The organism is Mycolicibacterium duvalii, from assembly GCF_010726645.1.
In the GTDB taxonomy this organism is placed as follows: Bacteria; Actinomycetota; Actinomycetes; order Mycobacteriales; family Mycobacteriaceae; genus Mycobacterium; species Mycobacterium duvalii.
The window spans coordinates 4,337,165-4,356,968 of record NZ_AP022563.1; the positions used below are offsets into that span (position 1 = coordinate 4,337,165).

The 19,804-nt window shown below is 68.6% G+C and carries 19 protein-coding genes and 1 pseudogene; 3 read left to right on the top strand and 17 right to left on the bottom strand.

The features are described from left to right. Nucleotides 1-4: 4 nt before the first annotated feature. The 13 genes from G6N31_RS20460 to fadD5 all read right to left on the bottom strand — a co-directional run bounded on the left by G6N31_RS20460 (nt 5) and on the right by fadD5 (nt 14,696). A complete protein-coding gene (locus G6N31_RS20460; RefSeq protein ID WP_098000242.1) occupies nt 5-832 on the bottom strand; it encodes a mammalian cell entry protein in 828 nt (275 codons plus the stop codon). Next, nucleotides 799-1,371 carry an Rv1363c family protein gene (locus tag G6N31_RS20465; protein WP_098000240.1) on the bottom strand — a complete coding sequence of 191 codons (573 nt, stop codon included), beginning with the start codon at nt 1,369-1,371 and terminating at the stop codon, nt 799-801. Before G6N31_RS20465 ends, G6N31_RS20460 begins: the two co-directional genes overlap by 34 nt. After that, on the bottom strand, nt 1,368-2,357 hold the full coding sequence (locus G6N31_RS20470) for an RDD family protein (RefSeq protein ID WP_098000238.1): 990 nt from the start codon (nt 2,355-2,357) through the stop codon (nt 1,368-1,370). The genes G6N31_RS20465 and G6N31_RS20470 overlap by 4 nt, the downstream gene beginning before the upstream one ends. Beyond that, on the bottom strand, nt 2,354-2,983 hold the full coding sequence (locus G6N31_RS20475) for an Rv1363c family protein (RefSeq protein ID WP_098000236.1): 630 nt from the start codon (nt 2,981-2,983) through the stop codon (nt 2,354-2,356). The genes G6N31_RS20470 and G6N31_RS20475 overlap by 4 nt, the downstream gene beginning before the upstream one ends. Continuing rightward, nucleotides 2,953-4,515 (bottom strand): MCE family protein, encoded by a 1,563-nt coding sequence (locus G6N31_RS20480; protein WP_098000234.1) that lies wholly within the window; start codon nt 4,513-4,515, stop codon nt 2,953-2,955. The genes G6N31_RS20475 and G6N31_RS20480 overlap by 31 nt, the downstream gene beginning before the upstream one ends. 3 nt (nt 4,516-4,518) lie before the next feature. Further along, a complete protein-coding gene (locus G6N31_RS20485; RefSeq protein WP_098000232.1) occupies nt 4,519-5,664 on the bottom strand; it encodes a virulence factor Mce family protein in 1,146 nt (381 codons plus the stop codon). 3 nt (nt 5,665-5,667) lie between these two features. Continuing rightward, entirely contained in the window at nt 5,668-7,299 is a 1,632-nt protein-coding gene (locus G6N31_RS20490) for a virulence factor Mce family protein (RefSeq protein WP_098000230.1), read from the bottom strand. Nucleotides 7,300-7,310: 11 nt separating this feature from the next. Then, the gene (locus G6N31_RS20495) at nt 7,311-8,891 is read right to left on the bottom strand and encodes a virulence factor Mce family protein (RefSeq protein ID WP_098000228.1); all 1,581 of its coding nucleotides are present in this window, start codon (nt 8,889-8,891) and stop codon (nt 7,311-7,313) included. Further along, nucleotides 8,888-9,919, bottom strand: a complete 1,032-nt coding sequence (locus G6N31_RS20500; protein ID WP_098000226.1) for a virulence factor Mce family protein — start codon at nt 9,917-9,919, stop codon at nt 8,888-8,890. Before G6N31_RS20500 ends, G6N31_RS20495 begins: the two co-directional genes overlap by 4 nt. Beyond that, nucleotides 9,916-11,133, bottom strand: a complete 1,218-nt coding sequence (locus G6N31_RS20505) for an MCE family protein (RefSeq protein WP_098000224.1) — start codon at nt 11,131-11,133, stop codon at nt 9,916-9,918. The genes G6N31_RS20500 and G6N31_RS20505 overlap by 4 nt, the downstream gene beginning before the upstream one ends. Nucleotides 11,134-11,137: 4 nt before the next feature. Then, on the bottom strand, nt 11,138-12,007 hold the full coding sequence (locus tag G6N31_RS20510) for an MlaE family ABC transporter permease (protein ID WP_098000222.1): 870 nt from the start codon (nt 12,005-12,007) through the stop codon (nt 11,138-11,140). 1 nt (nt 12,008) lies between these two features. Beyond that, complete coding sequence (locus G6N31_RS20515; RefSeq protein ID WP_098000592.1) at nt 12,009-12,788, bottom strand: MlaE family ABC transporter permease; 780 nt, start codon at nt 12,786-12,788, stop codon at nt 12,009-12,011. A 240-nt stretch (nt 12,789-13,028) separates the two neighbouring features. Continuing rightward, entirely contained in the window at nt 13,029-14,696 is a 1,668-nt protein-coding gene (gene fadD5, locus G6N31_RS20520) for a fatty-acid--CoA ligase FadD5 (protein WP_098000590.1), read from the bottom strand. Between the two features lie 124 nt (nt 14,697-14,820). Here fadD5 and G6N31_RS20525 point away from each other — a divergent pair, with 124 nt between their 5' ends. After that, nucleotides 14,821-15,519, top strand: a complete 699-nt coding sequence (locus G6N31_RS20525) for a GntR family transcriptional regulator (protein ID WP_098000220.1) — start codon at nt 14,821-14,823, stop codon at nt 15,517-15,519. A gap of 4 nt (nt 15,520-15,523) precedes the next feature. Here the strand turns inward: G6N31_RS20525 and G6N31_RS20530 are convergent, their stop codons facing one another. Genes G6N31_RS20530 through G6N31_RS20540 form a run of 3 tightly spaced genes read right to left on the bottom strand, consistent with a single transcriptional unit; the run spans nt 15,524 to nt 17,397 of the window. Beyond that, a complete protein-coding gene (locus G6N31_RS20530; RefSeq protein WP_098000218.1) occupies nt 15,524-15,964 on the bottom strand; it encodes an SRPBCC family protein in 441 nt (146 codons plus the stop codon). 19 nt (nt 15,965-15,983) lie between these two features. Further along, a complete protein-coding gene (locus tag G6N31_RS20535; protein ID WP_276057789.1) occupies nt 15,984-16,709 on the bottom strand; it encodes a DUF72 domain-containing protein in 726 nt (241 codons plus the stop codon). 31 nt (nt 16,710-16,740) lie between these two features. Beyond that, nucleotides 16,741-17,397 carry a TetR/AcrR family transcriptional regulator gene (locus tag G6N31_RS20540; protein ID WP_098000213.1) on the bottom strand — a complete coding sequence of 219 codons (657 nt, stop codon included), beginning with the start codon at nt 17,395-17,397 and terminating at the stop codon, nt 16,741-16,743. Nucleotides 17,398-17,531: 134 nt separating this feature from the next. Here G6N31_RS20540 and G6N31_RS27165 point away from each other — a divergent pair. Beyond that, nucleotides 17,532-17,642 (top strand): annotated as a pseudogene (locus G6N31_RS27165) (CAP domain-containing protein); the annotation flags it as partial. Here G6N31_RS27165 and G6N31_RS20545 read toward each other — a convergent pair. Further along, entirely contained in the window at nt 17,627-18,064 is a 438-nt protein-coding gene (locus G6N31_RS20545; protein ID WP_234815127.1) for a hypothetical protein, read from the bottom strand. The pseudogene G6N31_RS27165 and the gene G6N31_RS20545 sit on opposite strands and share 16 nt — an antisense overlap. A gap of 201 nt (nt 18,065-18,265) precedes the next feature. On the opposite strand from G6N31_RS20545, the gene G6N31_RS20550 reads away from it, so the two are divergent. Next, the gene (locus G6N31_RS20550) at nt 18,266-19,801 is read left to right on the top strand and encodes a Re/Si-specific NAD(P)(+) transhydrogenase subunit alpha (protein ID WP_098000209.1); all 1,536 of its coding nucleotides are present in this window, start codon (nt 18,266-18,268) and stop codon (nt 19,799-19,801) included. Nucleotides 19,802-19,804 lie beyond the last annotated feature (3 nt).

The following is a 19,804-nucleotide window of genomic DNA, read 5'->3' on the forward strand; positions in this document are numbered from 1 at the left end:
CGAGCTACAGCTGCGGCGTCAGGTCGAACGTGGTGATGGTCGACATCCGGGTGATCAGCCAGTCGCCACCGTCCCGCTGCATCGTCAAGCGGTAGGAGAGGTAGCGCAGCGACGGGATGTTCTTGGTCACCGGGCTGGTCGCGACCGAGTTGGTGTACACGATGGCGGTGGCCTCGGTCGGAATGCCCGCGGGTGAAACCGATTCCACGGCCGCGCCCATCACCTGGGTGGAGTTGGTGACCTGCGCCTGCTTGTTCGGTTCGACGATGGCGTCGATGTACCTGCGGTATTCGTCGGCGAAATCTCCGCCCAGGAACACCGTCGCGCGGTCGGCCAGGGTGTTCATGTCCTCGGGGGTGTAGGTCCACAACGCGGTGATCGCCTCGGTCGCGGTGCGGGCGATCTCGAGCTTGGTCGCCACGAGCGCCCGCTGCACCAGGTAGGGCTGCACGGCGGCGCCGGCGAAGGCCGCGGCCGCGACGAACAACACCGCGGCGATCGCGGCCGCGGCGAGCAGGCGCCGACCGGCGGGCCGGTGCTCGACGAGCACGGTCTCGGCTGCGGCGTCCTCGCCGGCGTCCTGCGCTTCCGCGGTTTCCTCGGCGGCGTCGTCGGCGGCCTGCTCGGCCTTGGGCTGGCGCCGGGCCTTCCCGACCGGTGTCTTGGTCTGTTCGGCGGCCGGCGGAGCCTCCTGCACCTCGGCGGCAGCGTCGCCGGCGGTCGGCGGTTCGCTGCGCCGCCTGCGGCGGAACAGCCCGCGGCGCGGCCGGTCCGGAGCGGGTGACGGCTCGCCGGTGGTCAGATCACCTGGACCAGGTTGCTGATCTTCCACTGCTGTCCTTCCCTGATCGTGGTGGCGATCCAGCGGCTGCCGCTCTCGATGGTGGTCTGGCCGTCCGGCATGGTCGAGGAGACCTTGGTGGCGATCAGGACGTCGGCACTGCCGTCGTCGTTCCAGCGCTGCAGACCGGCCTCGAGCACTTCACCGGTGGACGGCTCCGAGCGGGCCACCTGCACCAGAATCTCGTTGAGCTTGTCGTTGAAGTTCTTCGCGAACTCCCCGGTGGCCTCCGCGGCGACCCGGTCGGCGTAGGCGTTGGCGTTGAACGGGTCGAGGCTGGTGTACATCGTCATGAACTCCCGCGCATAACCCAGCGCCGCCGCCTCCTTGACCTCGGCACGGCGATCGGCTTCCTGACGCACCAGCATGAACGTGCTGGCCCCGATGGCGGCCGCGACCACAATCGCGGTCACGGCGCTGACGAGCGCCAGCCCCCAGCGTCGCGGCGGGCGGGGCGCGACCACGAAGTAGTCGGGGTCGACCGCCTCGCCGACACCGTTCTGGTCGTCGAATCTGCGCCGCGGGCTCACTGGGCCGCCTGACCCATCTGCGGTGCCTTGAGCACCGTCAGGTTGGCCACCCGCCACTGCCCGTCGCCGGACTTCTCGAACTCGACGCGCACCGTCGCGGTGATGAACTTCAGGTCCTCGGCCGTGGCGCCGCGCTGCCCCTGCATGGCCAGCAGCATCGCCGCGCGGTCCGGGGTCAGCGGCGGGTCGGTCAGCACAGCGCTGCTGACCGCCCAGTACTCGTTGGTCGTGGCACCGGCTTGCCGAACGGCGTCTTGCTGGGCGATCAGCCGCTCGCGGTACCCGTCGGTGGTCAGCGACTGCGCCCGGGCGAAATCGTCGTCGATCGACTCGGCGCCGTAGCTGAGCATCTGTTCGACGATGCGCGGGCCCTGCTCGGCGATCTGCGCACGCGCAGCGTCGACCGCCTGCTCCTGCCGGTACACCGCGCCGTACCCGAGGCCGACCGCCGCCACACACAGCACCGCCGCACCGATCAGCACACCGGCGACCAGCCGCCGCATGTCCCGCCGCGGCGGGGTGACGCGGTGAACCTCGGTGCGGGCCAGCAGGTCGGCGAAAGTGCGCTTGCGGCGGTCCCACAGCGGCCAGAGCCAGCCGACGAACAGCGCGACCGTGTCGAGTACATGGGCGAGTTCGCGCGCGGTCAGGCGCGCCAGCCCGACCTCGCGACCCGCCGACCCGGCAGGGCGGCGCACCGCGATGCCGACCAGCGCCCGGCCCAGCGTCCAGCCCGTGGCCACCGGCAGCACCAGCCGGTTGGCCGGCAGCGCGAGCACAGCCAGCGCGAAGCCGACGGTGAACACCCAGCGCGCCCAGCCGTCGGCCGGGGCGCTGAGCGCCAGCAGCGCCATCGTGGCGGCCACGCCCAGCGGGGTGAGCACATCGACGGCCCAGGCACCGGCGCGCGCCGGCCACGAGGCCAATGGTGCGGACTCGGCCGGTTCGTGTTCGGGCGCTGCGGTGCGGTCCAAGACGGTCGTCACGAGGTGACCTGCTCCATCTCAGCGATCCGGTACCTGCCCTCGTCGAACGCCATCGTCGCGCGCAGCCGATACCCGACCTGCTGGTCGGCGGCCTCGGCGTTGGTGATCCGCACGCGCACCGCGACCAGCACGTTGACCGTGCCGTCCTCGTTGTGCCGCTCGACCGCGGCCCGCAGGTCATCGACCTGCACCGTCGCGTTCGCGGCCTCGTAGGCCTCGGCGAGCACGCTGCTGTACAGGCCGGCCTGCACGCCGAACTCGCCCGTCGAACACTCGAGGATCTTGGTCTGGGCGGCGGCCATCGCCGCGGTGTCCGGGGCCTGGGTGGCCGCGATGCACTCCTTGGCTGCGGACAGCGCTGCCTCGTCGGCGCGGGCGATCTCCTCGGCGCGGTCGTTGGCCCGCAGCGCCAAGAAACCACCGACGCCGGCACCGGCGGTGAGAAGCACCAAGAGCACACACACGGTGGTCACCCACCCCCTGCCCAGCCGCGCCGGGCGGCGGGTAACGGGTGGTGGGTTCGATGACGCGTCATCGGCCGTCGGGGCGGGAGTCTCCTCCGGCGCGCTGTCAGCGTCGGCGTCGATGGTGCGGTTCAGCTGGCTGGTGCCAGCATCTCCTTCCATCCGTCGTCTCCTGGGTTGCTCGAGCTGTTCACGTTGTACCGGACGCCGTCCGGTCCGACCACCTCACCGGAGCTCGGGCTGTACGCGGCGGTGGAGCCGGGCGGACCCTGGGCTGGCGTGTAGGTGCACGGGTTGGGCTGTTGCCCGCTGCAGCTGACCGTACCCGAGCCGGGAGCGCTGACCGGATCGCTGGTGGGTGCCAGCCGTTCCGGCGGGGGCAGCTGGTCGGCGGGCAGCGGGTTCATCCCGTTGTTGATCGACGGCGCGGGCACCACCCGGCCCGGGTCGACCCCCTGGTCGCAGCGCGCGCCGGGCGCGGGGCAGGACAGGATCTGGTTGGGGTTGCCGTACCACGGGTTGGTGCCCAGCGGAACATAGGGCTCGTCGCTGCGGCACTCCGCCGGAGTGGCGGCCCGCTTGCCGGGCACGTCGGCGCACGGGTAGTTGCGCGCGCCGCGAACGACGTTGCCCTGGAAGTCCTTCGGGATCTTGCAGTAGGTGCCCGACGGGATCGGCGCGGTGCTGGTGTCGGCGGGCGAGCGCCACTCCGAGGCCGGCAGGAAGCCCGTCATGCACGGCGGCGGCTGGTTGATCGACAGACCGAAGTGCAGCAGGCCGCCGTCTTCGAAGATGGAGCCCATCTGCAGCAGCGACGCGCCCTGCGGGTAGATCACCAGGGTCTGTTCGACGCCCTTGTTGTAGCGCTTGAGCATGTCGGTCACCACGGCCAGGTTGGCCAGGGTCTGCGGCAGCGCTTCTCGCACGTCGCTGAACACCGTGGTGACCTGGTCGAGCGTCGGCGCAGCCTGCGACAGCCCGCTGCGCAGTGCAGCGTCCTGCGCGGCGGCCTGCGCGGCGATGGTGTTCAGGTTGCGCGACCACTGCCCGATGGCATCGCCGGAGTCGACCTGACTCTGCAGGATCGGCGCCGAATTGTTGATGATGTCGGTGACCTGCGGCAGGTTGTCGCGGAAGCCCTCGGCGATGTTGCTCGTCGAGTCCACCAGTCGTTGCAGTGCCGGGCCCAGCCCGCCGACCGCTTCGGACGTCTCAGTCAGCAACACGTCGATCTTCTCCGCCGGCAGCACCTCCAGGCCTCTGTTGGCGGCGTCGAGCGCGGGTCCGACCGGGGCCGGCACGGTGCTGTCGGTGATCGTCTGACCGGGGTCCAGGAACGGCGCCCCGTCGCTGTGCGGAACCAGGTCGAGGTACTGCTCACCGATGGCCGACACCGAGTGCACGTTGGCGGTTACGTCGACCGGGATCTTGTACTCCATGTCGATGCTCATCGTCGCCCGGGCGCCGGTCTCGGTCGGTTCGACCGAGGTCACCTTCCCGATCTGGGTGCCCCGGTAGGTCACGTTGGCGGTTTCGTACAAACCGCCCGACCGGGGCAGATCCGCGTGCAGCGTGTACTGGCCGACACCGGCCAGGCTCGGCAGCCGCAGGTAGTACAACCCGAGCACCCCGAGCGCGAGGACCGTCAGGATCGTGAAGATAATCAGCTGAATCTTGACGAAGCGCGTCAGCATCGCTCACTCCCCCCTTTCGATCAGTGGCCCGTTGGGTGCCGAGTTCGGGTTCGGGGTGAACCGGACGTCCGGGATCATCGTGGCCGGGTCGCGGCCCCACGACTGCTCGAGCGCGCGCAGCATGCCCGAGATACCGGTGCCGGAGAAGAACCCGTTGTCGATCGCTGAGAGCGTCAGGTCCACCAGGATCGACACGTTGATGTAGTCGCCCCGGATCGCCTTGGGCACGTTCTCGATGCTGTACGGCGCGGTGAGGAAGACCTTCAGCGCCCCGATCAGATAGGGACCAGCCTTGCCGAGCTCGCGCAGCGGCCGCTGCAGGTTTGCCAGGTTGGTATTGAGATTGTCGCTGGCCGGGGCGAGCATCTCCACGGACGCGTTGCTGATCCGCCCCAGCGATTCCACCGCATCGGCGAACAGGTCCCGGGTCTCCGCGAAATGCTGGATCAGCGGCGGGAACTCGGTGAGCACCGCGTCGAGGGTGTTGTTGCGCTGCGCCACCACCGCGAGCAACCGGTCGGTGTTGTCGATGGCGCGGGTGATGTCGTCGCGCTGCGCGTTGAGCTCGGCGGTGAAGGTGTCGAGCCGGTTGAGGAACGCGCGGATCTGGTCGGCGCGCCCGTTGAGGACGTTGTAGATCTCGGTCTGGATGGTCTCCAGGTTCGACACCCCGCCGCCGTTGAGGATGGTGGCGATGCTGGCCAGCACCCGCTCGGTGGTGGGGAACGCCGACGCATTCTTCAGCGGGATCGTGTCACCGGTTTCGAGCAGCTCCGGCGCGGGGTCGGGCGGTATGTCCAACTGGACGTGCTGGGACCCCAACAGGCTGGTCTGGCCGATCCTGGCCAGCGCGTTGACCGGCAGCTTCACGCTGGGATCGAGGTCCAGCGTCAGGGTGGCCACCCAGTTCTTCAGCTCGATGGCCCGCACCCGGCCGACGTAGACGTCGGCGACGCGCACGCGGCTGTTGACGTTCAGCGCCAGCGTGTCGGGCATCTGCACGTAGATCGTGGTGGCGTCGCCTCCGGTGCCCGGCCCGCCGGGCAGCGGCACGTTCGAAATGCCCTTCCAGGACCCGCACGACGTCAGGACCAGCGCCGCCGCCCCCAAGGCGACGGCCCGCTGAGCCAATGTGCTCCATCTACCCATGGCTCAGCCTCCTGCCTCGGCCGGCAGCAGCGGTCCCGACGGCGCCGCGGGCGCGGCGGGTGCCGGTGCGGCCGGAGTGATCGCCCCGAGCGGGTCGCCCGGGATCACGCCCGGCGCGGGGGCCGGCGGCCCTCCCGGCTGCGGGTACCACGGCGGCGGCAGCGGGTTGTTCTGGTCGAACGCGTTCGGCGGGCCGGGCAGGTTGCCGTTGCGGGTGGTCCCGAATGCCGGCGGTGCCGGTGGCGGCGTGATGTCCGGGCCACCCATCAACTCGGCCAGCGACTCGGGGGTCAGCATGTTCGCGGTGAACGGCTGCACCTCGACGCCCTGCATACCCGGGGCCACGATCCAGCCCGGCTCGTGGTTGCCGTGCGAGAACAGCGTGTCGCGGGAGAAGATGCCGGGCACCGTCGTGTCCTTGTATCCCGGAGGCGGACGCAGCCGCTCCTCGGAGTAGGCGATCTGCTTGGGCAGCGTGTAGGCCGGCTGCAGCTGGTTGGCGCCGAATGGCAGGTAGTTGAACTTGATCGCGTCGAGGATCGGCCCCAGGTACTGCGCGCACAGTTCCGCGGATTCCTGGTAGCCCATCCGGCTGCCCGCCTGAATCGCGCTGCACAGGAACTGCATCGGGTTGGCGAAGTTGTTGATCACCGGCACCGTCACGATGCCGCCGGCGTTCGGCGACGAGATGTTCATCAGGTTGGCCGCGACGTTGGGGTACGCGTGCAGCGCGGTCTCGAGGCCGTCGCGCGGCTCGGGCTGCAGGATCGCGTTGGTCACGTCGGCGAGGTTGTTGACGTCGGTGGCCAGCACCTCACCGTTGGTGTTGATGAATTCCCTTGTGGTGGAGAGCAACTGCTCAAGGTCGCGCAGCGCGGTGGCGACCTCGTCGTCGGTGTTGGTGAACGCGTTGGTGACCTGGGCCAGATCGTTGTTCAAGGCCACGAACTGCTGGTCGCTCTGGTCGAGCGCGTTGACGAACAGCGCCAGGCTCTTGATGACGCTGAAGAAGTCGCCGCGGCCCTCGTTGAGGGCGAACAGCGCCTCCGACAGGTTGGTCAACGTCTGGTTGAGCTGACGGCCCTTGCCGGCGAAGCCGTCGGCCGCCGACTCGATGATGTCGCCGAAGGGCCCCTTGGGCTGCTCGGGTGTGGGACCGAGATCGGTGAGCAGCTTATTGATGGAGTCGCGCAGATCGTCGTACTCGACGGGCACCTGAGTGCGGTCCAGACCGAGAACGGCGTTGTCGGGCAACACGTCTCCGCCGGTGTAGGGCGGGGACAGCTGGATGGACCGGGACGCCACCAGGCTCGGGTTCATGATCGATGCGGTCACGTCCTCGGGCAACTTGTAATTGCTCGAGTAGTTCATCGTGACTTTCATCTTGTCGCCGTCGGGTTCGATCTTGTCGATCGTGCCGACCTGCACACCCATGATCTGAACCTTGTCACCGGGGTAGAGCGCGAGGGTCTGGGTGAAGTAGGCGGTCAGGTTCTTCTGGGTGATGTTCTTGTAGAGGTTCCAGCCGACGAGCAAGGCGATCAGCGCCAGCACCACGATGATAGTCCCGACGATCACCGCGCCGCGGGACACCCCTGGCACCTTGAAGTTGCGAATGTTGAAGACAGTCGACATGTTTCGGCCCCCTACCCTTGCGATCCCGGTGGGAGGTAAGGCGGATTGCCCGGCAGCGGCGGCTCACCGGCGGGCGGGAGCGCCGGCCCGGGCCCGGGCGGCGGCGGCGGACCGGTCAGGGCCGGCGGCAGCGGCGCGATTCCCGGCGTGAAGTCCGGCGCCGACGGCTGCGGGGCCAACGGGACGGTGCGCGCCCCGGGCGGAGCCTCGGGCAGCGGCACCCGGGCGCCGGGCACCTCTGGCGACAACTGACCGGGGATGGCCGCGGCCGGTACGCCCGGTGACGGATGCGGGCCGTGCGCGTTGGGCGCCGAGGTCGCGACGTTCGGTCCCCCCGGATAGTTGGGCCCGTAGGGGTTGTCGCCGAACGGCCCGACCGTCAGATCCGCGCACGGCAGCGGGTCACCCGGGCGCGGCAGACCGTCGGCCGGGGGTGTGTACGAGCACGGCGAGCCCGGAGGCACTGCAGGGCCGGGGTTTTCCGGCGTGCCCTCGAGCGGCGTCGGTGCCGGCGGCGGCGCCCCATTCGGGAAGCCGGTGCCGTTCGGATCGGGGAAGCGGAAGGCGGGCAGCCCGGCGTTGCGCCAGAACTCCTCCGGGTTGATGCCCCGCTCCTTGAACGCGGCGTCGACGAACGGCTGCAGCAGCCAGTACGGCGCCAGGTTGGCCAGCATCACCTTGAAGTACGGGCCCGAGGCCAGCGCCTCACCGAGGGACACCATGAACTTCGACAGCGACGACAGCGTGTCGGCGAGGTCCAGCTTGCGTTCGGCGAGGATGTCGGAGAGCACCCGCAGCTGCTCGAGCACCCGGTTGAGGTTCGGGTTGTCGTCGATGAATCCCCGCACCTGCGCGGAGAATGCGCCCACCCGTTCGAGCAATCGCCCGACCTCGTAGTTGCGCTCGTTGACCGCCGCGAGCAGGGTCTGCGCATTGACCAGCAGCTGGTTGATCTGCCCGCTGCGGTTGCCGAGCACGCCGGCGACCTTGTTGGCATTGGCCAGCAACTGCTTGATCTGCTCGTCGCGCTTGCCGATGGTGTCGGAGAACCGCGCCACCCCGTCGAGCGCCGCGCTCAGATGCGGATAGGTCTGGTCGATGGTCTCGGAGAGCACGTTGAGCGATTCCTTGACCGTCTGGGTGTCCCAGCCGGCCACCGAGGTGCTCAGGTCGTCGAACGCGTCGTAGATCTGGTACGGCGTCGTGGTCTGGGACAGCGGGAGAGTTCCGCTGGGCGGCAACGGATCCTCGCCGCGCGGTTCGATCTCGATGTTGCGCCGACCCAGGATGGTGTCGGTGCGGATGGCCGCCCGGCTCTGCGTGCCGATCTGGGTGCCGCCGAGCGAATAGCCGATCACCACGCGGTCCCCGTCGATCTCCATGGACTGCACGGTGCCGACGTCGACGCCGGCGATACGCACCTTGTCACCGTTGTTAAGCCCGCCGGTGTCGGCGAACTCCGCGTAGTAGGAGGGCTTGGCGAACAACATCGGCACGCTGGCGAAGCTCTGCCCCACCCCGATCACGATGACCAGGATGATCACGCCCATCAGCCCGCTGCGGACGCGGTTGGACCCTTCGAGGACTCTCATTTCGGCGTGCACCTACCCGACGGCTGGCTCCAGATCTTGACCGTGCGGACCGGCCCACCCGGCTGCAGACCGTTGAGCTTCAAACTGACGTCGCAGGCGTAGAAGTTGAAGAAGTCACCGTAGATACCGCCCGAGCGGCCGATGATCGCCAGCGCGTCGGGCAGGTCGGAGAGGAACGTGTTGAGCTCGGGGCTCTGTTCCACGAGCGGCTCCTGCAGGACCTCGAGCTTGCTGACGGTGTCCTGCAACAGCGGCCGGTTGTCGGCCAGCAGGTCCGCCACCGTGCCGGCCGCGTCGCTGATGTCGGCGACCGATTCGGCGAGCGGGTCGGCGCGGTTGCGCAACCCGGTGATCAGGACCTCGAAGTTCTGGATGGTCTCGTCGAACTGCTGTTGGTGGCGGACGGTGGTCTCCAGCACGGTGTTGAGGTTGGTGATGACCTCGCCGATCGCCTGGTCCCGGTCGGCCAGGGCCGAGGTCAGCGACGCGGTCTGGTCGAGGATGTCGTTGATGGTGCCGCCCTGGCCCTGGAAGACGGTGACCAGCGACTGCGCGATGGTGTTGACCTTCTCGGGTTCCAGCGACTGGAACACCGGGCGGAAGCCGCCGATCAACGCGTCGAGGTCCAACGCCGGCTCGGTGAGTTCGATCGGGATGGTCGCCCCTGCATCGAGTTTGGTGTTGCTGTCGCCGCGCGACAGATCCAGGTAGCGGTCGCCGATCAGGTTGAGGTAGCGGATCGAGGCGCGGGTCTCGTCGAACAGCGGCAGCGACCGATCGACGTTGAAATCGACCCTGACCTTGGAGCCGCCGTCGATCAGCTCGACTCCCTTGACCTTGCCGACCTCCACGCCGGAGGCCCGGACGAACTGGCCCGGACGCAGGCCACTGGCGCTGGAGAAGATCGCCGAGTAGCCGGTGGTGCGGTCGAAGCGCACCTGCCCGAAGACGATGATGATGAGCGCGGTGAACATGAGCAGCACCAATGAGAAGGCGCCGAGCTTGATCGCGGTTCCGGTGATTTTCATGGGTTGATCGTGTGCTCCCCGACTTGGCGTCCCCAGACGTACTCGGTGAGAAGCGGCTGGCCCAGCTCCAGGTGGTTGTAGGGGGCGATCGACGCGCCGGTGTCGAGCACCAGGAACGGCGCCGGCCACAGATCCCGGGTGATCGGCTGCCAGCAGCCCGGCCGTCCACCCGGTCCGCCCTTGGCGTTGACCCGGGGCAGGTTGTCCGGATACACGTACGCGTTGCCCGCACCGAGGCCGAGGACCTGCGAGTGGGTCTTCAGCGAGTAGCCGTTACCGCCGAGCGCGTCGCTGATCTTCGGTGCCACGTCGTGGTAGTTGCGGAACATGCAGAAGAACGAGGGGCTGTACTTGTCGAGCAGCGCCGTGGTGGGAATGAGGTCCTCGGCCGTGCGGACGAAGTACGGGGCGCCCCGCTCCAGCACGTCGCCGCCGGTGTTGCCGAACCCGACCGACGCGATGAGCGCCTGGTCGAGGTCGCCCCGTTGCGCGTTGAGGGTGCGAGCGGTGGTGACGGCGTTCTGCAGACCGTCGAACAGGTCCGGCGCCGCGTCGGCGTAGATGCTCGTGAGGTCGGCCAGCAGCCGGTTGTCCCGGCGGATCTGGGGCATCTGCGGGTTGATCTCGGCCAGGATCTCGTTGCCGTCGACGATCGCCTCACCGAACCGGTCGCCGAGCCCGTCGAGGGCCTGCGCGGTGGCGGTCAGGGTCTGGTTGAGCTTGATCGGGTCGACCTGTTCGGCCAGCGACACCACGGTCTCGAACAGCGTGTTGAACTCGGTGGTCACCGACGTCACGTCGATCACGTCACCGGATTCAATGCGCTCCTTCGACGGGTTCTCCGGACTCGAGAACGACACGTACTTGTTGCCGAAGACGGTCGTCGCGCTGATCTCGGTCTGCACGTTGCGCGGGATCAGGTCGAAGTACTCGGGGTTGACTTCGACGACGAGCTTGGCGCGCGGTTCGTCGCCGACGGTGACCTGCTCGACCTGGCCGACCTGGCCGATCTGCACCCCGTTGAGAGTGACCTTGGCGCCGGGGTCCATCGACAGGCCCGAACGCGGCGACATCAGCGTCAGGGTTTTGCGCGGCAGGAACTCGCCGCGGAACTGCAGGTAGACCAACACCAACATGACGATCGTGAGGATGGCCAGGACCAGCCCGGCGATCTTGTAGGGGGGCTGGCGGCGCGACGCGGCAGGAGCTGTCATCGCGCTACACCGTCAGGTTGAAGTTCGGGTCGACGCCGTAGAGCGCCAACGAAGCGAACAGGACCACGCAGACGATCGCGACCAGTGAGGCGCGCATCGACCGGCCGACGGCCTCGCCGACGCCGACCGGCCCGCCGCTGGCGTAGAAGCCGTAGTAGCAGTGGTTGAGCATCACGATGACCGAGATGATGACGGCCTGGATGAAGGACCACATCACGTCGTCGGGCCGCAGGAACGTGCGGAAGTAGTGCTCGTAGGTGCCGATCGACTGACCGTAGAAGACGGTCGTGGTCACCTGCGCCGACAGGAAGCTCATGATGATCGCCATCGCGTAGAGCGGGATGATGACCACGAAGCCGGCCATGATGCGCGTCGAGACCAGGTAGGAGATCGACTTGATGCCCATCACCTCGAGCGCGTCGATCTCCTCGCTGATGCGCATGGCGCCCAGTTCGGCGGTGGCGCCGGCACCGACGGTGGCGGCCAGCGCCTGACCGGCGACCACCGGGGCGGCGATGCGCACGTTGATCAGTGCGGCGAAGAAGCCGGTGAACGCCTCCACGCCGATGTTGCCCAGCGAGGCGAAGCCCTGGATGGCCACCAGGGACGACCCCGACAGGGTCACGAAGCCGACGATCGCGACGGTGCCGCCGATGACGGCCATTGCGCCGGTGCCCATGCCGATCTCGGCGATCAGTCGCAGCATCTCCCGGCGGTAGAACCGCAGCGCGTGGCCGATCGAGCCGACGGCGGTCACGACGAACCAGGCGAGGTGGCCCAACGACTCCAGCCCGCGGGCCGGCGCGCCGGCCACCCGTTGTGCGGTGGCGGCGCCCCGGGGGAAGCGGGCTTTCAGAACGGCAGTCGTCGACACGTCAGCTCCCCGTTCCGAATCGGACACCGATGGTCGTCAGCACCACGTTGACGGCGAACAGCGCGATGACGCACAGCACCAGCGTCTCGTTGACCGCGGTGCCCACGCCCTTCGCGCCGCCACCCACGGTCAGGCCCCGATAGCACCCCACCAAGCCCGCGATCAGGCCGAAGGTCGCGGCCTTGATGATCGAGATCAACACCTCGGGCAGGCCGGTGATCAGCGTCAGCGTCGACACGTAGGCGCCGGCCGAAACGTTCTGCAGATACACGCCGAAGATGAACCCGCCGACCAGACCGACGGTGATGACCGCGCCGTTGAGCAGGATCGCCACGAACGTCGACGCGACCACGCGCGGCACCACCAGCCGGTGGATCGGGTCGATACCCAGCACCTCGAGCGCGTCGATCTCCTCGCGGATGGTGCGCGCACCGAGGTCGGCGCAGATCGCGGTGGACCCCGCGCCGGCGACCACCAGCACGGTCACCAGCGGACCCAGCTGGGTGACGGCGCCGATCGCCGCGCCGGCGCCGGACACGTCGGCGGCGCCGAACTCGGCCAGCAGGATGTTCAGGGTGAAGATCAGCAGCACGGTCAGCGGGATCGACACCGCCAGCGTGGGCAGGAACGCCACCCGCATCAAAAACCAGCTCTGCAGGATGAACTCGCGCCACTGGAACGGCGGCCGCAGCAGCGCCTTACCGGTGAGCACACACATCCGCACGAAGCCGCCGACAGCCTCGAGCCCGGGGCGAACCTGGTCACGGACGTAGCCGGTCATGTTGCTGGACTTCGACGAGATCGTCACCGGGAGGCCTCCGCGACATATCCGTCACCGGCGTAGCGCACCGACAGCACCTGTCGCACGCCCCCTTCCCGCCCGGACCCAGTTGCAGTGACCACCGTCTCCCTACCGGTTGGTAGTAAGACAGACCACAGGACTGTACCCGATGGATTCCGCCCCGCGTACCGCATCGGCGGTATTGAACTCCGAACTGTTAGCAAACCCCGGCCCACCCGGCTACCCGGTCCGGTTCGCGGCGGAAGCTGTTGGCGCAGCGTTGCTTTCGTCGGCGTCAACGAATTCCGCCGAGCTGAAGCGGGCTCGCAGCTCGGTCTTGAGCACCTTGCCCGCGGGGTTTCGCGGTAACGCATCGACGACTTCGAGGGCCTTCGGATGCTTGTACCGCGCCAGCCGAGACGTAAGAAATTCGTCGAGATCGGCCAGTCCCAGAGGCGCACCGGAGCCCACTCCCAGCGAACTCCGCACCACCACCACAGCAAGCGGAACCTCGCCCCATTTGGGGTCGGCGCGGCCGATCACCGCGACCTCGACGATGTCCGGATGGGCCGCCAGCACGTTCTCCACCTCGGCGCAGTAGATGTTCTCCCCGCCGGAGATGATCATGTCCTTCTTACGGTCGACCACCCAGATGTAGCCCTCGTCGTCCTGGCGCACCAGGTCGCCCGAGTGGAACCAGCCGCCCGCGAACGCCTCGGCGGTGGCCTCCGGGTTGTTCCAGTAGCCGGCCATCAAGGTAGGTGCGCGGTAGACGATTTCGCCGACCTGGCCGATCGGGACGTCGTTCATCTCGTCGTCGACGATGCGGGCCGACACGGTCGGGATCACCTTCCCGACCGAGCCGAGCTTGCGGATGGCGTCCTCGCCCAACAACATGCACGTCACCGGGGACATCTCGGTCTGCCCGAACGCGGCGAGGATCTGCGCACCCGGGAAGGTCTCGGCCATCTCGCGCAGCAGGGTGTCCGACGCCGGTGCCGCGCCCCAGGACAGGGTGCGCAGCCGCAGCGCGCGGGGCTTGGCGCGTTGCGCCGCGCAGACCGCCTGCCACTGCGCCGGAACCAGGAAGATGCCGGTGACCTGCTCGGCTTCGAGCACGTCGAGCAGTTCACCGGGTTCGAACGCACCCAACGGGTAGAGCACGGTGGGCCGGCCCAGCAGCAGGCCGGGAATCATGTTGCCGATGCCGGCGATGTGGAACAGCGGCACCCCGACGAACCCGACGTCGTGGTTGAGGTCGGCGCCGCTGGTGAACAGGAAGGTCAGCGCCTGACCGGCGAGGTTGGCGTGGGTGAGCACCGCCCCCTTGGGCCGGCCGGTGGTGCCGGAGGTGTACATGATCAGCGCCGGCGACTCGTTGGGGATGTCGACCGCCGGGCAGTCGCCGTCGCTGTCGGCGACCACCTGCTCGTAATCGAGCACATCCTCCTCGGTTCCGCCGCCGGCGACGATCACCGTGGCCAGGGTGGGCTCGAGCTCGCGGACCCCGGTCGCGACCTTGGTCAGCACCGATTCGGTGATCACCACCCGGGCCTGGCAGTCCGAGACCAGGAACGCGATCTCCGGCGGCGTCATCCGGAAGTTCACCGGCACCGCGATCGCACCCAGTTTGTTGACCGCCAGGAACGACTCGATGAATTCCGGACGGTTGAGCATCAGGATCAGCACGCGGTCGCCGAAGCCGACGCCGCGGCGGTGCAGGTCGGCGGCCAGCGCGTTGACCCGCCGGTCCAGGTCGGCCCAGGTGATCGTGCGGCCGAGGAAGCGCAGCGCGGTCGCGCCGGGTTGCATGAGCACGTGGCGGGCCAGCTGGTTGGTCCAGTTCTGGCGGCGCGCCAGGTAGGGCTGATCGGTCGGCGTGCCCGAGGCACCGGCGGGATCAGTCAACGTCGTTCGCTCCAATGGGTGGGTTGCGCCGGCATGATATTTGATCAAACATGTTGTTGCCCCGGTCACACTATGGCCCCTCCGGCCCGGAGGACAAGGCCGGCGTCCGAAAGGCCCGTGATCGATGAACGCTCCCGCAAGCGCCCGCAGCTCGGGATCGGTACGGCGCGAACAGCTCTCCGATGAGGTGGCTGCTCGGCTGCGGTCGGAGATCATGACCGGCGTGCTGCGGCCGGACTCCTACATCCGACTCGACGAGACCGCCGCGCGCCTGGGGGTGAGCATCACCCCGGTGCGCGAGGCGCTGCGCACGCTCCGCGGCGAGGGCATGGTCGAGCTGCAGCCGCACCGCGGTCACCGCGTGGTGCCGTTGACGCGTAAGGACATCGAGGACATCTTCTGGCTGCAGTCCACCATCGCGCAGGAACTGGCGGCCACCACCACCCGGCGGATCACCGACGCGCAGATCGACGAGCTCGACCGCCTCAACCACGCGCTGGCCGCGGCCGTCCGGGATGACGACCCGCAGGCGATCACGTTGGCGGAGTTCACCTTTCACCGCGCATTCAACCGGGCCAGCGGGCGCATCAAGCTGGCCTGGTTCCTGCTGCACGCCGCCCGGTATCTGCCGCCGCAGCTGTTCGCCACCGATCCTGCCTGGGGCGCCGCGGCGGTGGCCAGCCACGATCGCCTGATCGCGGCGCTGCGCCGACGGGACGTGCACACCGTGGTGGATCTGACCGATCAGCAGTTCACCGACGGCCTGGCCCGCCTGCTGGCGTGGCTGGATCAGGTGGGCCTGTGGACCCGCGGCGGCTGCTGAGAAGCTAGGAGGCCGCCAGGTCCTCGGCGCGTTTCTTGAGGTTGTCGGCAAGGTAGTCGAGGGTGTCGCCGATCGCCTTCTTGACCATCGGCTTGGGCAGCGCCAGCTTGGTCTCGACGTCGAGGTCGACGGTCAGCAGCGTGGTCGGCCCGATCGGGACCACGGAGAACCGCTGCTCCTGCTTGTCGAAGTGGTCGCCCTGCTGCAGCACCGTGTAGATCTGATTCTCGGCCGGGTAGTAGACCGCGGTGATGAAGGTGCCGGACTGTCCCTGCACCACCACGTCGAGACGCAGCTGGCTGGGCCGGCTGTCGCCGTAGCGGGCCAGCACCCAGCAGCCCTTGATCTCCTCGTTCCACTGCGGGTAGTTCTCGAAGTCCTGCACGATCCGCATCACCGTCTCGGCGGACGCCTCGACCTCGACTGTCTTACTCACCAACGGCATTGGCTGAGCATATCGACCGTCAGCACCCCAGTAGCGCGCGCAGGTCGCGCGCATTGCGCACCGCGTTGCCCTCCAGATCGTTGTTGAAGTAGACCAGCACGTCGCGTCCCTGCGCCCGCCACTCCTCGATGCGGTCGGCCCACCACCGCAGGTCCTGCGCACTGTAGGAGCCGCCGTACAGGGATCCCGGGTCGGGACCGTGCAGGCGGACATAGACGAACTTCGCGGTGGCGCGCAGGTTGCACGGCAGTCCGGCCCCGCTCATCACCACATAGGCGGCGCCGTGTCGCTCGAGGAGCTCGTAGACGCCCGGGTCCTCCCACGACGGGTGCCGGAACTCCACCGCCACCGGGATGGCCGCCGGCATGGCGCCGAGGAAGTAGTCCAGACGTGCGTCGTCCCGCTCGAACGCCGGAGGCAGCTGGACCAGCAGCGGTCCGGCGCGGTCACCGAGCTCCTTGAAGCCGCGCTCGAATCGTTCGATCCACACCTCCGGTGAGCGCAGCCGTCGCGCATGCGTCAGCCCGCGCGCGGCCTTGACCGCCATGACGAAACCGGCCGGCAGCTGCTCGCGCCACCGGGCGAACCACGCGTCCGCGGGCCACCGGTAGAAGCTGCCGTTGAGCTCGACGGTGTCGAACTCCGCGGCGTAGCGCTCGAGTCGACGCGCCGTGGGCACGCCGCGCTCGTAGAGCACGCCGTTCCAGTGGTTGTACGCCCAACCCGAGCAGCCGACGTGGATCATCACCCGACGGGATACCCGGGTCGGTGGGCAGTCAGCGCGCGGTCTCGGGTTCCGCTGCGACACCCAGCGGCGAACCCGTCCGGACTGCCTCCTCGCGGATCAGGCCGCGCAGCAGCGCCGTGCTGAACTCCACGGCGATCTCCTGGGCGCTGCGTCGGCCGTGCGGCCGCAGCCACCGGTAGGAGCCCAGCGTCATCCCGATATAGCCCAGCGCCAGGACGTGGGAGTCGCAGTCGTAGAACTCACCGCTGGCGATGCCGCGGTCGATGACGTCGCGGACGTGCTCGTAGACCTGGGCCTCCTTCTCCCGGATGTACTCCACCTGCTCCTCGGTGAACCACTCGGTGATGTAGGGCCCCTCCTGGAAGTAGACCGCGGCCCGTTCGATGTCGCTGGCGATGCCGACCAGCAACCGGCGGGTGAAGTGGTAGATGGTCTCGCGCGCCGACGCCGTCGGATCGTCGTGCAGCGCGTCGACGGTGAAGTCGGCGGCGCCCTTGTAGATGTCGTAGAGGATCAGGGACTTGCTCGCGTAATAGTGGTAGACCGTCGCCTTGTTCAGGCCCACCGCGTCGGCGACGTCGTCCATCCGGGTGCCGTGGTAGCCGCGCGCGGCGAACAGCTTGGTGGCCACGGCCAGCAGTTCCTCCCGGCGCGACATCCCGTTCGGTGTGGCGGTCTCAGACATGGCGATTCACTATAAGCAGGCCTGACTCTCGGCGATCTACTAACTGGTTGGCCAGTCTAAGTGGATGCGGTGTCGGCTGGGGCCGGGCCGGTCTACACTCCTGGCATAGCCCGCACCAGGCGAGAGGTGATGACGTGGATCCCAACCCGGACTATGACGCCAGCGACGAGCTGGAATACGGCATCAACTGGTTTGCCTGGATTCTGCGCGGGGTCTACCCGCCACCGGCCTACCCGCCGGTCTGATCGACGCTGACCTTCGCGTCGGTGGTCGGCCCGGCCTCGCTTTCGGTGCTCCCGGATTCGGTGCTGCCGCGCCGCTGGTGATCCCGGACCCAGGTGAGCGCCTGCGTACCGAACGCGGTGGCGCTTCGGCCCAGCAGGTCGATGCCCGTGCGTCCGTGCCGGGCGACCTCTGACACGCGGTCGCGCAGTTCGGCGCGCCAGTCCCGCGGCGGGACGGGATCGTGGTCCGGCGGCCACTCGATCGGCGGTTCGGGGGCGGGCACCGGAGCCAGCGCCGCCGAGGGCCGGCTCTCCTCCTCGTAGCATTCGCCACACTTGCGGCAGCGAACTTCGTACCGCATGCCGCGGGCGTATTCGATGAAGGCGTAGTCCGCTACCGACACGCAGCGCGGACAGCGGGCCAGCCCGCGTTCGACGACCATGCTCACATCCACATCGTGCGGCGCACCCGCCGTCACACGCACCGGCGAACAGATACAGATGCCTGATCGGTGCCGTTTCGAGACCTGGGTGCAGGAGTGCCCACGCCAGTGCACACAATGACGGATTACGTCTAGTGCGGCCGCCCCTCCTACACTGTCAGCTTTATTCGTCCCAGCGCAGCCTAGATCGGATCGACAGCAATGATCATCGGGATACCGCGAGAGTCCGAGCTCGGGGAGACGCGCGTCGCCGCGACCCCGCAGACGGTGGGCCAGCTCGTCAAGCTGGGCTATCACGTACTGGTGGAATCCGGGGCGGGCGCCGCGGCGAGCTTCTCCGACGCCGCCTACGCCGAAGCCGGTGCCGACATCGGCTCCACCTATCAGGTACTCGGCGCCGACGTCGTGCTGAAGGTCAATGCGCCGAGCCCGGGCGAGATCGCCGGCCTGCGCGACGGGGCGACGCTGATCAGCCTGATCTCCCCGGCGCTGCGGCCCGAGCTGGTCGAGCAGCTGGCGACCCGTCCGATCACGGTGCTGGCGATGGATGCGGTGCCGCGGATCTCGCGGGCGCAGTCGCTGGACGTGCTGTCGTCGATGGCCAACATCGCCGGGTACCGCGCCGTCGTCGAAGCGGCCCACACCTTCGGCCGGTTCTTCACCGGCCAGGTGACCGCGGCCGGGAAGGTACCGCCGGCCAAGGTGCTGGTGGTCGGTGCCGGGGTGGCCGGTCTGGCGGCCATCGGCGCCGCGGGCAGCCTCGGCGCCATCGTGCGCGCCACCGATCCCCGGCCCGAGGTCGCCGATCAGGTCAAGTCTCTGGGCGGCGAGTACCTCGCCGTCGATCCGGCCCAGGCCGAGGTGTCGGCCACCGGCTACGCCAAGGAGATGGGCGAGGACTACAAGGCCCGCGAGGCCGCGCTGTACGCCGAGCAGTGCAAGGACGTCGACATCATCATCACCACGGCGCTGATCCCGGGGAAGCCGGCGCCGCGCATCATCACCGCCGAGATGGTCGCGTCGATGACGCCGGGCAGCGTGATCGTCGACATGGCCGCCGCCAACGGCGGCAACGTCGAGGGCACCGTCAAAGACGAGGCGGTCGTCACCGACAACGGCGTCACCATCCTCGGCTACACCGATCTGGCCGGCCGCCTGCCCGCCACGGCGTCGCAGCTCTACGCCACCAACCTGGTCAACCTGCTCAAGCTGCTCACCCCGGAAAAAGATGGACTGCTCACCCTTGATTTCGAGGACGTGGTGCAGCGCTCGGTCACCGTGGTGCGTGACGGCACCGTCACGTGGCCGCCGCCTCCGGTGCAGGTGTCGGCAGCCCCGGCGGCCGCCGCTGCTGCCGCCCCGGTGGAGCACAAGCCGGCCAAGGAACCGATGACGCGGGCCCGCAAGCTCGGGCTGACGTTCGCCGCGGCCGCGGCGGTGTTCGCGTTGATCGCGGCGTCGCCGGCGGCGCTGCAGGTGCACCTGACGGTGTTCGCGCTGGCGATCGTGATCGGCTACTACGTCATCGGCAACGTGCACCACGCGCTGCACACGCCACTGATGTCGGTGACCAACGCGATCTCCGGGATCATCGTGGTCGGCGCGCTGCTCCAGATCGGTCACCACGACACGGTGATCACCGCGCTGGCCTTCGGCGCGATCCTGGTGGCCAGCATCAACATCTTCGGCGGTTTCGCGGTCACGCGCCGCATGCTCGCGATGTTCTCGAGGAGCTAGGGA